11 protein-coding genes and 1 riboswitch are annotated in these 13,845 nt (G+C 75.5%); of the genes, 5 read left to right on the forward strand and 6 right to left on the reverse strand.

Translation table 11 applies throughout. From position 1 onward, the window contains the following. The first annotated feature begins 242 nt into the window (after window positions 1-242). From LC193_RS23245 to LC193_RS23255, 3 genes are all read left to right on the forward strand, one after another. Entirely contained in the window at window positions 243-1,286 is a 1,044-nt protein-coding gene (locus LC193_RS23245; protein ID WP_226077152.1) for a methyltransferase domain-containing protein, read from the forward strand. A 241-nt stretch (window positions 1,287-1,527) separates the two neighbouring features. Then, window positions 1,528-2,913, forward strand: coding sequence for an acetamidase/formamidase family protein (locus LC193_RS23250; protein ID WP_226077153.1), 1,386 nt, complete (start codon window positions 1,528-1,530; stop codon window positions 2,911-2,913). Window positions 2,914-3,061: 148 nt separating this feature from the next. Then, window positions 3,062-3,832: a class I SAM-dependent methyltransferase gene (locus LC193_RS23255; protein WP_226077154.1), complete on the forward strand. Its 771-nt coding sequence runs from the start codon at window positions 3,062-3,064 to the stop codon at window positions 3,830-3,832. 64 nt (window positions 3,833-3,896) lie between these two features. Here LC193_RS23255 and LC193_RS23260 read toward each other — a convergent pair whose 3' ends face one another. From LC193_RS23260 to gcvT, 6 genes are all read right to left on the reverse strand, one after another. Beyond that, window positions 3,897-5,372: an RICIN domain-containing protein gene (locus LC193_RS23260; protein WP_226077155.1), complete on the reverse strand. Its 1,476-nt coding sequence runs from the start codon at window positions 5,370-5,372 to the stop codon at window positions 3,897-3,899. A 356-nt stretch (window positions 5,373-5,728) separates the two neighbouring features. Beyond that, a complete protein-coding gene (locus tag LC193_RS23265) occupies window positions 5,729-7,420 on the reverse strand; it encodes an AMP-binding protein (RefSeq protein WP_226077156.1) in 1,692 nt (563 codons plus the stop codon). A 257-nt stretch (window positions 7,421-7,677) separates the two neighbouring features. After that, window positions 7,678-8,694: a phosphotransferase family protein gene (locus LC193_RS23270; RefSeq protein ID WP_226077158.1), complete on the reverse strand. Its 1,017-nt coding sequence runs from the start codon at window positions 8,692-8,694 to the stop codon at window positions 7,678-7,680. Further along, window positions 8,688-10,055, reverse strand: a complete 1,368-nt coding sequence (locus LC193_RS23275; protein ID WP_226077160.1) for an L-serine ammonia-lyase — start codon at window positions 10,053-10,055, stop codon at window positions 8,688-8,690. The genes LC193_RS23270 and LC193_RS23275 overlap by 7 nt, the downstream gene beginning before the upstream one ends. Before the next feature lie 7 nt (window positions 10,056-10,062). After that, window positions 10,063-10,446, reverse strand: coding sequence for a glycine cleavage system protein GcvH (gene gcvH / locus LC193_RS23280; protein ID WP_226077161.1), 384 nt, complete (start codon window positions 10,444-10,446; stop codon window positions 10,063-10,065). 86 nt (window positions 10,447-10,532) lie between these two features. Continuing rightward, on the reverse strand, window positions 10,533-11,675 hold the full coding sequence (gene gcvT / locus LC193_RS23285) for a glycine cleavage system aminomethyltransferase GcvT (RefSeq protein ID WP_226077163.1): 1,143 nt from the start codon (window positions 11,673-11,675) through the stop codon (window positions 10,533-10,535). A 161-nt stretch (window positions 11,676-11,836) separates the two neighbouring features. Beyond that, a riboswitch (glycine riboswitch) is annotated at window positions 11,837-11,926 on the reverse strand. Between the two features lie 156 nt (window positions 11,927-12,082). Here gcvT and LC193_RS23290 point away from each other — a divergent pair. Beyond that, window positions 12,083-12,850, forward strand: coding sequence for an enhanced serine sensitivity protein SseB (locus tag LC193_RS23290; RefSeq protein WP_226077165.1), 768 nt, complete (start codon window positions 12,083-12,085; stop codon window positions 12,848-12,850). Between the two features lie 146 nt (window positions 12,851-12,996). Further along, window positions 12,997-13,776: an enhanced serine sensitivity protein SseB C-terminal domain-containing protein gene (locus LC193_RS23295; protein ID WP_226077167.1), complete on the forward strand. Its 780-nt coding sequence runs from the start codon at window positions 12,997-12,999 to the stop codon at window positions 13,774-13,776. Window positions 13,777-13,845: the final 69 nt, after the last annotated feature.

Below are 13,845 nucleotides of genomic sequence, written 5' to 3' on the forward strand. Positions count from 1 at the left end.
GTTCGGTCCCGAGCCGCGCCCCGGGGCCGGCGTCTCCCGTGCCGTCGGGCCGTACGCCGGCGCAGGGTTGGCCCACCGGCGCGACGGCGTCGCCGAGCGCCCCCAGCGCCCGGCTCGCGACCCGCGCCCCCGGTCCGCACCAGTGGTCCCGGGACGCGCCACGTCGTCCCGTTTGCCTCGTTGGTGAAGGCAGGACGCACCACAGCGCGCCGCCCCCACCGGGAAGGAAACACCCGCCGCCCATGACCTCCGCGATCAGCGCCGCCTCCGCAGAATCCCTCCGCAGGACGCTCGTCGACCGGCTCGCGGCCGGCGGTCAGCTCGACGGGCAGTGGCGGGAGGCGTTCCTGCGGGTCCCGTACGAACACTTCGTGCCCGACCTGCGGGCCGCGGCCGAGACGGGAGCCGGGCCCGCGGGCGCGACCGCGACGCTGCTCGGGGCACTCGGGCCCGTGGGGCGCGGCACCCGCGTGCTCGAAATCGGCACGGGCAACGGCTTCGGCACCGCGCTGCTGTGCCACCGGGCGGGCGAGGGCTCGGTCACCTCGCTCGCGCCCGGGCACGGCCTGGCCGCGCGGGCCAGGGCGGCGCTCGCCCGCGCCGGGTATGCGCCCACCCTGATCGCCGGCGAGGCCGCCTCGGGGCATCCGGGCGGCGCGCCGTACGACGCGCTGGTCGCGACCGCGTGCGTGCCCCGCATCCCCGCCGCCTGGCCCGCGCAGGTGCGCGCGGGCGGCACGGTCGTGGCCGCGCTCGGCTGCGCGCTGACCGCGCTCACGGTCGCGGCGGACGGCAGCGCCTCGGGGCCCCTGCTGCCCGCGACGGCGGCGTGCGGCGGCTCGCCGCCGGCCCTCGTCCGGGCCGGGGCCGAGGGCGGCGTCGGCTACGACGTGGGCATGGTGCTGTCGCTGCGCGGGCGCAGCCGGGTGGCGGTGCTGCCCGACCTGTGCGGCGCCGTGCCGCGCCTGCTGCGGCACCTCGTGCAGCCCGACGTCACGCAGGTCACGCTCCGCGAGGCGGCCACGGGACCCGCCGCGCTGCACGTGCTGACCCACAGGGCCACCGGGTCGTGGGCGCGGATCGTGCCGCGCACCGGCGGTTTCGCGCACGTCGACCACGCGGGGCCGCGCGACCTGTTCGCCGAGTTCGCGCCGGTGCTCTCCCACTGGGCGCGCGCGGGCGGCCCGGGGCAGGAGGCGTACGGCCTGACCGTCGCGCCCGACGGCAGGCACGAGTTGTGGTCGGCCACCGATCCGGCGTTCCGGCACCCGCTCGCCGCCGTGTGAGCCGCCGACCGGGCCCGGCGTGAGCGCGCGGGGCGGGGTGCGGCCGTTCCCGCGCGTGCGCCGGAGTGCGCCGGACCGCCCGGGCGGCGTGTTTCGCCCGTGTGACGCCGGCGGGCCCGTTGCCGGGTGGGCGTTTCGCCCCGGTGAGAAGCGTGCAACGTCTTCGGTCCGCCGGTCGGCGGACCGGGGATCGGCCCTTACGGTGCGGACGACGCGAACGTTCCAGCACGGGAGAACCCTCATGAACCACCCTTCGGCCGAGCACGCACGCGACCTGCTCATCGAGGCGCTGGGACGCCGCGGGTTCCTCCGGGCCGCGTCCGCCGTGACGGTGGCGGGCGGTGCCGCCGGCCTGGCCGCGGCAGGCGGCGGCACCGCGCACGCCCACGCCCCCGCGCACCGGGGCCGCGGCGAGCACCACCCGCGCGAGACGCTCCAGCCGCGCCGGGGCCGCATCGACGGCGACCACTACCTGCCCTCGCTGCCCGAGCAGGTCCGCTGGGGCTACGTGCCCGCGCCGGGCGCGGAGCCGGTGCTGCGCGTCAGATCGGGCGACACGGTCACCGTCGACTCCGTTTCGCACGAGGGGCTGCTTGAGGACCAGGGGCGCGATCCGGCCGCGTGGTTCGGGGCGCACGGCGTCCGGCGGCGCGACGTGCTCGATGACGCCGTCGCCATCGCGCGCGACTACCGGCGCACCGAACGCGACTTCGACGCCGACGGACCGCACGTCATCACCGGGCCGATAGCCGTCCGGGGCGCGGAGCCCGGGGACGTGCTGAAAGTGGAGCCGCTGTCGCTGCTGCCCCGCGTGCCCTACGGCGTGATCTCCAGCCGGCACGGCAAGGGCGCCCTGGCCCGGCAGGCCGACGGCTCAGCCCCCGCGGGCGTCGACCTGTCCGAGGTCATGCCGCCGGTGGGCTCCGACGGCCGCCCGTCGGGCGAACCGGGCGCGTACGGCAACGTGTCGGTGTTCACGCCCGTGCGCCGCGGGCGCGGGCGCGAGGCGCACGGAGTGCTGCCGCTGGGGCGCCGGCGCGAGGTGGCGTTCCCGCTCGCGCCGCACATGGGCACCATGGGCGTCGCGTTCGCCGAGGGCCGGTCCCTGAACGACCCGGCGCTCAACTCGATTCCGCCCACCCTGGGCGGCGGCAACATCGACATCAGGCTCCTCGGCCGCGGCTCGGCCCTCTACCTGCCGGTGTTCGCCGAGGGCGCCCTCTTCTACGCGGGCGACCCGCACTTCGCGATGGGGGACGGCGAGGTGGCGCTGACGGCGCTTGAGGGCTCGCTGCGCACGACGTTCCGGCTGACGGTGTGCAAGCCGGGCTCGGGGGACGCCCCGTCCGTCGCGTTCCGCTACCCCTTCGGGGAGACCGACGAGGCGTGGCTGCCGGTCGGGCTGTCCGACCCGGACGGCGGCAGGAACGGCCAGGGCGGCGATCTCGACGTGGCGATGCGCCGGGCCGTCGTCAACGCGCTTGATTTCCTCGAACACGATCAGGGGATGGACCGCGCGGTCGCCTACGCCTATCTGTCGGCCGCGGCCGACTTCCACGTCTCGCAGGTCGTGGACCGCACGGTCGGCGTGCACGGGGTCATCGCCAAGGAGCACTTCCGCGGCTGACGCCGCGGACCGCCGCCCCCCCGCGGCCCGGGCGGGTGCGCCGCCCCGCCGCCGGTGCGCCTACGATCCTGGCGGGGCGCCGGGTTCGTCGCCGGCGGCGCCCGCGGGGGCGGCGACGCGTCCGGCGGCGGGAGAGCAGGACCAGGACATGACGACGACGGCTCCGGAGCCCGCCGGGCGGCTCTACGGCGAACTCGCCCGCTGGTGGCCGCTGATCTCACCGGTCGACGTCTACGCGGAGGACGCCGGCCTGGCCACCGAACTCCTCGGCCTGGCCGGCCGGCCCGTGCGGCAGGTGCTCGAACTGGGCAGCGGCGGCGGGCACCTGGCGTACCACCTCAGGTCGCGGTACGAGCTGACCCTCGTCGACCTCTCGCCCGACATGCTCGCCGTCTCGCGTGAACTGAACCCGGGCGTCGAGCACCTCGGCGGCGACATGCGCGACGTGCGTCTGGGCCGCACGTTCGACGCGGTGCTGGTCCACGACGCGATCGACTACATGACGACGCGGCAGGACCTGTCCGCCGCCTTCCGCACCGCGTTCGCGCACCTGCGGCCCGGTGGCGTGGCCGTGTTCTTCCCCGACCACGTCAGCGACACGTTCGAACCGCTCACCGACTGCGGCGGCAGCGACGCGGACGACGGCAGCGGCGTCAGGTACCTGGAGTGGAGCCTGCCGCCGCGGCCCGGCGACACGACGGTGCGCACCGAGTACACGTTCACCCTCAGGGACGCGGACGGTGCGGTGCGGACCGTGCACGAGACGCACGTGACGGGCCTGTTCGCGGTGGCGGAGTGGGAACGGCTGCTCGCCGGGGCCGGGTTCGCGGTCTCGACGGCGCGCGAGGAGGGCGGGATGGGCCGCACGATGTTCGCGGGCACGCGCCCGGGGGCCGCAGGGCCGCCCGCCGGCCGCTGACCGTCGGCCGCCGGGCCGTTCCGGTGCCCGCGCGTTCGGCACCGGGACGGCCCGGGCCGCCGGATCAGACGGTGGCGCGGTGGAACTGCTGGTGCGCCGCGCCCGAGCAGGTCCACTGGATCAGCCGGGCGCCGTCGGCCGTCGACTCGTCGGAGACGTCGAGGCACAGGCCGCTGTGCCGGGCGGTCAGGGTCACGTGGCCGCCCCCGGTGTCGGCCGTCCGCCACTGCTGCGCGGCGCTGCCCGCGTCGCACGCCTGCTGGACGACGGCGGCGCCCCTGGCGGTCGACCCGTCCGCCACCGCGAGGCACAGGGAGCTGTGCCGTGTCACCAGCTGAACGTGGCCGTCCGCGGTGGCGCGGGGCCAGAACCGCTGGTTGCCGCCGCCGTTGCAGGGGTACTGCGCGAGCTGCTGTCCGGCGGCCTGGGACTGGCTGGGGATGTCGAGGCACTTGCCCGAGTGCCGCGCGGTCAGCGTCTGGTAGGGGCCGCCCGAGGCGCGCACGGTGCCGGCGGCGGTGTCGATGACGAGTTCGGGCGCCCAGGACATCGCCATCGTGCGGCTGTCGGGGAAGGTCAGGGGCAGCCACACGTAGCGCGAGTCGTTGACGCGCCCGCCGAAGGAGTTGCCCCACCGGTCGCCCAGGTAGAGGTAGGAGGTGCCGGACGTGCCCTGGAGCGGCAGCACGAACGCGGTCTGGGAGCCGTAGGCGGTGGAGTCGCCCACGTTCCGCATGGCGCTCCAGCCGCTGGAGATGCTGGTCGAGGTCGCGTACCGCTGCTGGTTGGGGGACCAGCCGGTGGCGCCCGAGGTGAGCATGAAGTAGACCCCGTCGCGCTTGAACAGCGCGGGCGCCTCGCGGTGGCCGCCCGGCCACGGGTTGGCCACCAGGCGCTCCACGTCCGTGTAGTCGTCGGTGAGCTGGTAGATGTGCAGGTCGTAGTTCTCGCGCGCGGCCGAGACCATGTACCCGGCCCCGTCGTCGTCGACGAAGACCGTGATGTCGCGCGACATGTGGCCGAGCGGCCGGAAGCTGCCGCGCCACTCGTAGTCGCCGTCCACCGTGTCGGACACGGCCACGGCGGCCCTGGCCTCGCTGTAGTCCTGGGCGTTCTCCTTGTGCATCCACATCACGAACTGGCCGGTGGCCTCGTTGTACATGACCTTCGGGCGTTCGATGTTGGCCGACTGGAGTTCGGGGTCGGACGCCTGGGTGAGCACGTGGTTGCGGAACTCCCAGGTCCTCAGGTCGGTCGACCGGTGGACCGACACGTAGCGGAAGGCGTTGCTGTCGTTCTGCCGGTTCTCGCCGAACCAGTAGTAGTGCGCGCCGACCTTGATCATCGAGCCGCCGTGCGCGTGCACCGGCTGCCCGTCGGGGGTCGTGAACTGCGTGCCGTTGGGGACGGTGACCGGTGCGGCCTGGGCGGGGGGAGCGGCGAGCACGGCGGCGGTGAGGCTCAGGCACACGGCTGCCACCAGCAGCCAGAGGCGGCGCGCGGTCCCGGTGCGTGGCCCGGGCGCGGTCGTTGCGGGCATGGGGGCTCCTTGTCCGTCGGGCTCCGTGGGGGGTGTCCCCGCGGGGGTGTCCCCGTGGGGTTGTGCGAGCGGTGTCGTGCGGCGTGCGTGCGCTCGTCCCGCGCGGAACGAGCGCACGCGCGCGGTCGGCCCGGTGCCGGGGGCGCGGCTCGTCACGGTGCGTCCCGGTCGGCGTTCCGCGCGCCGGTCCGGCACCGGCGGCTGTTGTTTGCGCAAACATGTGACCGACTGCCGGTCAGTATGCGCTCAGACGCGCGCCGTTCACCCCGAGCGTCGGTGAATCAGTCCACAAGGAACGCAATCGTTCAGCAACGAACACCCGGCGGCCCGGCGCCCGCCCCCGTCGCGTGCCGCCGCTACCGGCTCTTGCCGCCGCGGGTGCCGATGAGGATGCGCGCGTCGCGGCCGGCGGCGATGCGCCGCGCGGCCAGCACGCGCTGCCATGTCCCGCTGGTGGTACGGGGAATCCAGCGCGGGGCGACCACGTAGACCCGCACCGCGGACAGGTCGAGTTCCGCGGCCACCCGCCTGCTGACCTCCCGGTGCACGGCCGCCGGGTCCTCGCGCGCCTCCACGACGACCCCGATCCGCTCCCCGCCCCCCGCCGACTCGTCGCGGAACGCGACGCAGTGGCGGCGGTGGACGCCGGGCGCCGTGCGCGCGACCTGCTCGACGTCGTCGGGGAACCAGGTGCGGCTCTGCACCGCGATCAGCTCGTCGCGCCGCCCGGTGACGTACAACTCGCCGTCGAGCAGGAACCCGAGATCGCCGGTGCGCAGCCGGCCACCGGTGAACGCCGCCTCCGTCGCCGCGGGGTCGAGCCAGTAACCGGGGGCCACCGCGGGGCCGGCGATCCGGATCTCCCCGAGCACGCCGTCGCCCGCCGCCGCGCCGTCCGCGCCGACGACGCGCACGTCGACGCCGCGCGCCACGCGGCCGAGCGAGACGACGGGCTTGGCCGCGGGCGCGGTCGGCTCGACGGGGCGCGCGACGCCGTTCCTGCCGAGTTCGTCGCGGTCCACCGCGCGGATCGCCGCGGGCTCGCCCGGGGCGGGGTGGCTGATCGACAGGGTGGCCTCGGCCATGCCGTACACCGGGCACATCACCGAAGGGCCGACGCCGCTCGCCGCCAGCGCCGCGGTGAACCGCCTGACGGTGGCGGCGCCCACGGGCTCGGCGCCGTTGAACGCCAGCCGCCAGTGGGACAGGTCGAGCGCGGCCAGGCGCGCGGGCGGGACGCTGTCGAGCAGGTGGTCGTAGGAGAAGTTGGGGCCCGCGACCACCGTGCCGCGGTGGGCCGCGAGGTGTTCGAGCACGGTACTCGGCCGGCGGAGGAAGGCGGCCGGGGCGAAGACGTGCACGTCGGCGCCGTTGAGCCAGTGCGCGGCGAGTCCGAGGAGGCCCGTGTCGTGATGGGTGGGCACCCACTGCACGAGCACGTCGTCGGGGCTGAACGCGCCCGAGGCCACGCGGGCGCGCAGGCCGGCCATGACGGTGCGGTGCGGCAGCGCGACCCCCCTGGGCGGACGGGTGCTGCCCGAGGTGAACTGGACGATGGCGAGCGCGTCGGGGTCCACGGCGGGCAGGGAGCGCGCGTCGCCTGTGCCGCCGGGCGCCGGCGGCGGCAGCAGCCCAAGTCCTGGCCGCGCGGCGGCGAGGTGCCGACCGATGTCGACGTAGTCGTGGTCGAGCACGACGCGGCGCATGCCCGCGGCGCCCGCCAGGCGCGCGATGCGGCGCGCGGCGGCGCGCGCGTCGGTGAAGCCGGCCTGCACCGGCAGCACGCCGATCGCCGCCCCGGCCCGCCAGAGCCCGAAGACGGTGGTGAGGAACCGGGCGGCGGTGGGCACCAGCACGCCGACCACGTCGCCGGGCCGCACGCCGGCGCGCAGGAACGCGTGCGCGGAAGCGGCGGACGCGGCGGCGAGTTCCGCGGTGGTGATGCTGTCGCCCGCGGTGGGGAAGGTCGCCCGGGAGCGCGGTGCGGCCCGTGCGATGCGGTCCAGGCTCTCCCCGAGCGTTTCGCCGTCCAGGAGAGCGAGTCGCATGCGTCGCTGCAAGGTCATTCCCTCGGCCCTTCGGTTCCGCTGCCTCCTCCGCGCGTGTGCACGCGCGAACGAGTGGCCGGAAGCCACGCGCCCAGTCTGCCGCCGCGCCCCGCGGCGCGGGTAGGTCTCGCGTTCCTAGGGACGGTGGTGCGACCGCCCGCGCGTGCGATCCCGCCGAGCCGCGCCGCGGACCGCGGCCACCCGCCCACCCGGAACGGGCACGGCGCGGGGGCGTCGGCGGGGCGCGGTCGACGCCTTCACGAGCCGACGTCCCACAGGAGTCCTGCCAGGTCGTCGAGGGAGGAGACGCCGGTGAGATCGAGCGGCACGTTCTCCAGGACGTCGAAGTCGTGCAGGAAGGTGAAGGCGAGCATCTGGCGGGGGAAATCGCCGGGCACGGGCCAGTCGGCTCCTTCGAGCGCCGCGCGGAGCAGGGACCGGTCGGCCCCGAAGGCGTTGAGATGCAGCTGGACCAGGCTGTACCTCGGGTCTCCCGCGTAGCTGTCCGCGAAGTCGATCAGCCCGCTGACGCGCTCGGGACCGGTACCGACGAACAGGTTGGTGCCGTGCAGATCGCCGTGCACGAACACGGGCGGGCGGTCACCGAGCAGGGCGTCGATTTCGGGGAGGAAGCCGGGAACGCCGTCCAGCAGCGCCGGCGGCAGATGGCCCCACTCCCGGTGGTCCGCCACGGTCGCCGCGCGGCGTTCGCGCAGCACGTCCGCGAACCTGGTCGACTCCGGGCGCAGCGGCCCCGTAGCCGCGGACAGCGGCACCTCGTGCACCTGCCGCAGCACCGTGCCGAGCCGGCGCGCCAGCGCGAGCCTCCCCGGCGTCGCCATGTCCTCGGTGGCCTCCCGCCAGGTGCGCCCGGGAACGGCCTCCAGCACCATGAACGGCCACGTCCAGTCGTCCGACCGCGGGTACAGCTCGCCCCTGGCCAGCACGTTCGGGACGGGCAGGCCCGTTCCTTCGAGCAGCCGGTACGCCTCGGATTCGACGGCGAAACTCTCGGGTCCGTACCAGTGCGCGCCGTAGAGCTTGACGACGAGACCGGTGGAACTCACCAGGACGGGAGAGGTGCTCGCGCCGGGAACGCGCAGGTCGCCGACCGAGGAGAAGCCGAGCCGCTCCAAAGCCGGGCGGACCCAGGGCTCCCAGAATCCCGCGTCGTTCCTGATGCGCGCGTACGCGTCGTCGGAACCGATGCCGCCGGGGGAGAGGGGTGGCCGCCCCGGGCCGCGGCCACCACCGGCACCTGGCCCGTTCAGCATTCGACGATGTTCACCGCGAGGCCGCCGCGCGCCGTCTCCTTGTACTTCACGCTCATGTCGGCGCCGGTGTCCTTCATCGTCTTGATGGCCTTGTCCAGCGACACGTGGTGCCTGCCGTCGCCGCGCAGCGCCATGCGGGCGGCGGTGATGGCCTTGACGGCCGCCATGCCGTTGCGCTCGATGCAGGGGATCTGCACGAGGCCGCCCACGGGGTCGCAGGTCAGGCCCAGGTTGTGCTCGATGCCGATCTCGGCGGCGTTCTCGACCTGTTCAGGACTGCCGCCCAGGACCTCGGCGAGGCCGCCGGCCGCCATCGAGCAGGCCGAGCCGACCTCGCCCTGGCAGCCGACCTCGGCGCCGGAGATCGACGCGTTCTCCTTGAACAGCATGCCGATCGCCGACGCGGCCAGCAGGAAGCGGACCACGCCGTCCTCGTCGGCCCCCGGCACGAAGTCCAGGTAGTAGCGCAGCACGGCCGGGATGATGCCGGCCGCGCCGTTCGTCGGGGCGGTCACGACCCGGCCGCCGGCCGCGTTCTCCTCGTTGACCGCCATCGCGTACAGCGTGACCCACTCCATCGCGAGCCCCGCCCCCTGGCCCTCGCCGCGCAGGCGCCGCGCGGAGGCCGCGGCCCGGCGGCGCACCTTCAGGCCGCCGGGCAGGATGCCCTCGGTGCGCAGGCCCCGGTCGACGCAGTCCGCCATGACCCGCCACACGCGCAGCAGCCCGGCGCGGATCTCGGGCTCGGGCCGCCAGGCGCGTTCGTTCTCCAGCATCAGACCGGAGACCGACAGGCCCGTCTCGCGGGTGAGGCGCAGCAGTTCGTCCCCGGTGCGGAACGGGTGCGGCAGCTCCGTGTCGTCGAGCCTGATGCGGTCGGAGCCGACGGCGTCCTCGTCGACGACGAACCCGCCGCCCACCGAGTAGTACGTCTTGTGCAGCAGCGTCCGGCCGCCCTCGTCGGCCGCGCGCAGCGTCATGCCGTTCGCGTGGCCGGGCAGGGCGCGCCGCCGGTGCAGCACCAGGTCGGTGTCCGGGGCGAACGGCACCGGGTGGGTGCCGAGCAGCGGCAACGAGCCCTCGCCGCGCACGCGTTCCGCCTCCTCGTCGGCGCTGCCCGGGTCCACGGTGTCCGGCGCGTGGCCGAGGAGGCCGAGCACGACCGCCTTCGGCGTGCCGTGGCCGTGGCCGGTGGCGCCGAGCGAGCCGAACAGCTCGGCGCGCACGGCCGCGGTGCGGCCGAGCAGCCCCTCGTTCCTCAGCCTGCGCGCGAACATCCCGGCCGCGCGCATCGGGCCGACGGTGTGCGAGCTCGACGGGCCGATGCCGATGGAGAACAGGTCGAAGGCGGAGAGGGCCACGGCGCGCTCACTCGCTGGTGAACGCGGTGTACTCGGCCGCCGACATCAGGTCGTCCGGCTCGCCCGCGGCGTCCACGCGCACGCGGAACAGCCAGCCGTCGGCGAAGGGCGCCGAGTTCACCAGGGCGGGGTCGTCCACGACCTCCTGGTTGACCTCCGTGACCTCGCCGGACACCGGCGCGTACAGGTCGCTGACGGACTTGGTCGACTCCAGCTCGCCGCACGGTTCCCCGGCGGTGACGGCCGCGCCGGTCTCGGGGAGCTGGACGTACACGACGTCACCGAGCGCGGTGGCCGCGTAGGCGGTGATGCCGACCGTGGCCACGCCGTTCTCGGCGACGGTCAGCCACTCGTGCTCCTTGGTGTAGCGCAGGTGCTCGGGGGTGCTCATGGTGGCTCTCCTGGGGTTCGTCGGTGCGGGGTGCCGGTCGCGCGGGGCGGCGACCGTTCATGGGGGTGCGGGCCGGGTGGCCGCGGTCACTTCTGACGACGGTAGAACGGCAGCGCGACGACGTCGTGCGGCTCGTGCGCGCCGCGGATGTCGACGGCGACGCCCTCGGTACCCGGCGCGGCGGACGCCGGGTCGACGTACGCCATGGCGATCGGCCGGCCCAGGGTGGGCGAGGGCGCGCCCGAGGTGACCAGGCCGATGGGCGTCCCCGAGGCGTCCACGACCGGGTATCCGGCGCGCGGCACGCGCCGCCCGCGCCCGGTCAGGCCGACCAGGACGCGCGGCGCCTCGGCTTCCGCCCGTTCGGCCGCGGCGGCCAGGGCGTCCCGGCCGACGAAGTCGCCGGGCTTGTCGAACTTCACCACGCGGCCGAGGCCGGCGTCGAACGGCGTGGTCGAGGTGGACAGTTCGTTCCCGTACAGCGGCATGCCCGCTTCGAGGCGGAGCGTGTCGCGGCAGGCGAGGCCGCAGGGCACGAGCCCGTCCTCCCGCCCCGCCTCCGTCAGCGCGTGCCACAGCGCCTCGGCGTCCGCGGGGGCGCAGAACAGCTCGAAGCCGTCCTCGCCGGTGTACCCGGTGCGCGCGATCAGCGCCGGGCGGCCGGCGACGGTGCCGGGCAGGCCCGCGTAGTACTTCAGGCCGGCCAGGTCGGCGTCGGTGAGCCGGCCGAGGACCGCGGGGGAGGCCGGGCCCTGCACGGCGATCAGCGCGTAGGCGTCCCGGTCGTCGCGCACCTCGGCGTCGAACGCGCCGCCGGCCGGCGCGGGACCGCCGAGCCGTGCGCGCAGCGCGTCGAGGACGGTCGGGGTGTTGGCGGCGTTCGCGACGACGAGGAACGTGTCGTCCGCGAGCCGGTAGACGATCAGGTCGTCGAGGATGCCGCCGGCCGCGTCGCAGATCATCGTGTACCGGGCGCGGCCGACGGCGAGCGTGCCGAGGCGGCCGACCAGCGCGTGGTCGAGGAACGCGCCCGCCTCCGCGCCCATCACGGTCAGCTCGCCCATGTGCGACAGGTCGAACAGCCCGGCCGCCTCGCGCACCGCCGTGTGCTCGGCCCGCTCGCTGCCGTAGCGCAGCGGCATGGACCAGCCCGCGAAGTCGGTGAGGGTGGCGCCGAGGGCGCGGTGGACGGCGTCGAGCGCGGTCGTCCGGGGAGCGGGGTCCGTCATGGGAACTCCAGGGATTGACGACAGGGGCACGTGGGCAGGGCGGCCTTCGGGCCCTCCCCATCTGTCATCGGCACCTGAGAGGTTCGCCACGACCCGGGCTCGGGCGCGGCTTGCACCGTGGGTGGGGCCGCGCCTGGGCGGGCCCGCTTTTCAGATTCGCCATCCCGCGCGCGGTACGGGGCCTGAGAGATTCAAGGGAGGACTTGCTCCTTCGGCGCCCCGGCGACCGGGGACTCTCCCGCGCGTGGTCGAACGGCCGGTATGCGGTTGTCGGGCGCGGGCACCGCGACGCGGCTCCCGTGCCCGCACATCATCGCACGGACAGCCGCCGCGGGCCGCCCCCAGGGCGCCTCGTACTAGGGTCTGGGCTGCCGATTCCGGACGCGATGAGATGGTGGTCGAACGAGATGAGTGGTTCCCGGCAGGGCCCCGGGTACGGCGGTGGCTGGCCGAGCAACGAGCTGGAGGAGACGCTCGCCGGCGCGCTCGGCGTGAACGACGCGGCGCCGCGCCTGCTGGAGACGCTCGCGCGCAGCGCGGTGTGGATTCCGCTGCCCGAGGGCGGTGGCCCGGAGAGCCGCACGCTCGATCTGCCCACCATCGACCTCAACGGCGGCGTGTACGTCCCGGTGTTCAGCTCCGCGGAGCAGCTGCACCGCGGCGGGGCCTCGCACATGGCGTTCAGCGTGGCTCCCATGTGGCAGTTCGCCCGCGGCCTTCCGCCGCAGGTCGGGATCGCGCTCAACCCCGGCGGCACCGTCGGGGTCCCGGTGCCGCCGGCGGCGGTCGCCGAGCTGTGCCGCGCCAACCCGGGCCGGCGCACGCCGGGCGTGCCCTCCGGCGCGCGCATGCGCCTGTTCCAGCCGGACTGGCAGGACGACCCGGTCGACTTCCTGAACGCGGCGGCTGCCGAGCTGTCCCGGCTGCCGAACGTCAGGACCGCGCGCCGCGGCCTGGCCAGCGCCGAGGGCGGCGCCCCGAGTCTGTTCGTCGGCGTCGAACTCGACCTGCCGGACGACGAGGGGCGCGTGGCCGCGGGCGACGCGCTGGGGCGTGCGCTCGCGGTGCGCCCGATCGTCTGGCCGGTGCAACTCGTCATGCTCGACGCGGCCGAGGACCCGGTGGTGGACTGGCTGCGCGAATGCGTGCAGCCGTTCTACAGCCGCGACGCGTAGGCGCCTCGTTCGTCTTGTCCGCCTCGTTCGCCGTGCTCCCGCGCGGTCCCGGCGGGACGGCGGGGGCGCGAAGTGGGCGGCGACCGGCATGTGGCGGGCACCAACCGGGCACAGTGCTCTTCGAGGCGCGAGGAGGTCCGGGCCACATGAGTGCGGAAGAGGGCGTCGAGGAACTCCTGCCCCGGATCACACCCGACCGCCCGGACGTCTACGAGCGGCTGCTCGCCGCCCTCGCCGCGAGCGAGGTGCTGATGCTCCTGTGGCACGGGCGGCCGGGGGAGCCCGGGGCGCAGTACGGCAGCGTCGAGGTGGCGGGGCACGGCTACGCGCCGTGCGTGACGTCCGGCCGCGAGCTGGCGGCGAGCGGCTGGACGCGCGCGCACGAGGTGGTCGGCGGCCGGGACATCGCCGCCGCCCTGTACCCGGAGCACTGGGGCCTGTGGCTCAATCCGCACGCCCCGGGCGGCGGCCTCGGCATCCCCTGGCTCGACCTGCGCCGGGTCGCAGGCGGCCTCGACCGGCTGCCCGCGGGACCGCTGCGGATCAGCGAGCCCAGCGTCCGCGCGGACGCGTTCTACGCGCGGCTCACGGCGCACGCCCGGCGCACGCCGGTGCTGCGCAGCCTGCGCCGCGCCTGGGTGCGCCCGGCGGTCGGGCCCGCGTACCTGGTGATCGGCCTGGACGTGGACGACGCGGGGGAGCGCACGGCCGAAACGGTGCGGGACATGATGCGGCAGGCCGTGGCGGCGGTGCCGGACGGGCTGCCGGTCGGCACGGTGGCGATGGCGGACGCGTTCGACCCGGTCGCGATGTGGCTGCGGGCCAACGCGCGGCCGTTCTACGACCGCGACGCGCCGGCCCGCGGTGACGGGCCCGGCCAGGACGGGCCCCGGCCGCACGGCTACGGCTACCCGCGGCCCTACTGACGTCACGCCGCGTGGCCCGCGGCCGGGGTCGGCGGCCCGGCGGACACCGGAGGCCGGGGGGTTTCGGCC

This window comes from Streptomyces marincola (assembly GCF_020410765.1).
In the GTDB taxonomy this organism is placed as follows: domain Bacteria; phylum Actinomycetota; class Actinomycetes; order Streptomycetales; family Streptomycetaceae; genus Streptomyces; species Streptomyces marincola.

What these genes read in the sequence shown, in the direction of transcription:
- LC193_RS23245 (WP_226077152.1), top strand. Translation starts at nt 243, where the DNA reads ATGACCTCCGCGATCAGCGCCGCCTCCGCAGAATCCCTCCGCAGGACG.
- LC193_RS23250 (WP_226077153.1), top strand. Translation starts at nt 1,528, where the DNA reads ATGAACCACCCTTCGGCCGAGCACGCACGCGACCTGCTCATCGAGGCG.
- LC193_RS23255 (WP_226077154.1), top strand. Translation starts at nt 3,062, where the DNA reads ATGACGACGACGGCTCCGGAGCCCGCCGGGCGGCTCTACGGCGAACTC.
- LC193_RS23260 (WP_226077155.1), bottom strand. Translation starts at nt 5,372, where the DNA reads ATGCCCGCAACGACCGCGCCCGGGCCACGCACCGGGACCGCGCGCCGC.
- LC193_RS23265 (WP_226077156.1), bottom strand. Translation starts at nt 7,420, where the DNA reads ATGCGACTCGCTCTCCTGGACGGCGAAACGCTCGGGGAGAGCCTGGAC.
- LC193_RS23270 (WP_226077158.1), bottom strand. Translation starts at nt 8,694, where the DNA reads ATGCTGAACGGGCCAGGTGCCGGTGGTGGCCGCGGCCCGGGGCGGCCA.
- gcvH (WP_226077161.1), bottom strand. Translation starts at nt 10,446, where the DNA reads ATGAGCACCCCCGAGCACCTGCGCTACACCAAGGAGCACGAGTGGCTG.
- gcvT (WP_226077163.1), bottom strand. Translation starts at nt 11,675, where the DNA reads ATGACGGACCCCGCTCCCCGGACGACCGCGCTCGACGCCGTCCACCGC.
- LC193_RS23290 (WP_226077165.1), top strand. Translation starts at nt 12,083, where the DNA reads ATGAGTGGTTCCCGGCAGGGCCCCGGGTACGGCGGTGGCTGGCCGAGC.
- LC193_RS23295 (WP_226077167.1), top strand. Translation starts at nt 12,997, where the DNA reads ATGAGTGCGGAAGAGGGCGTCGAGGAACTCCTGCCCCGGATCACACCC.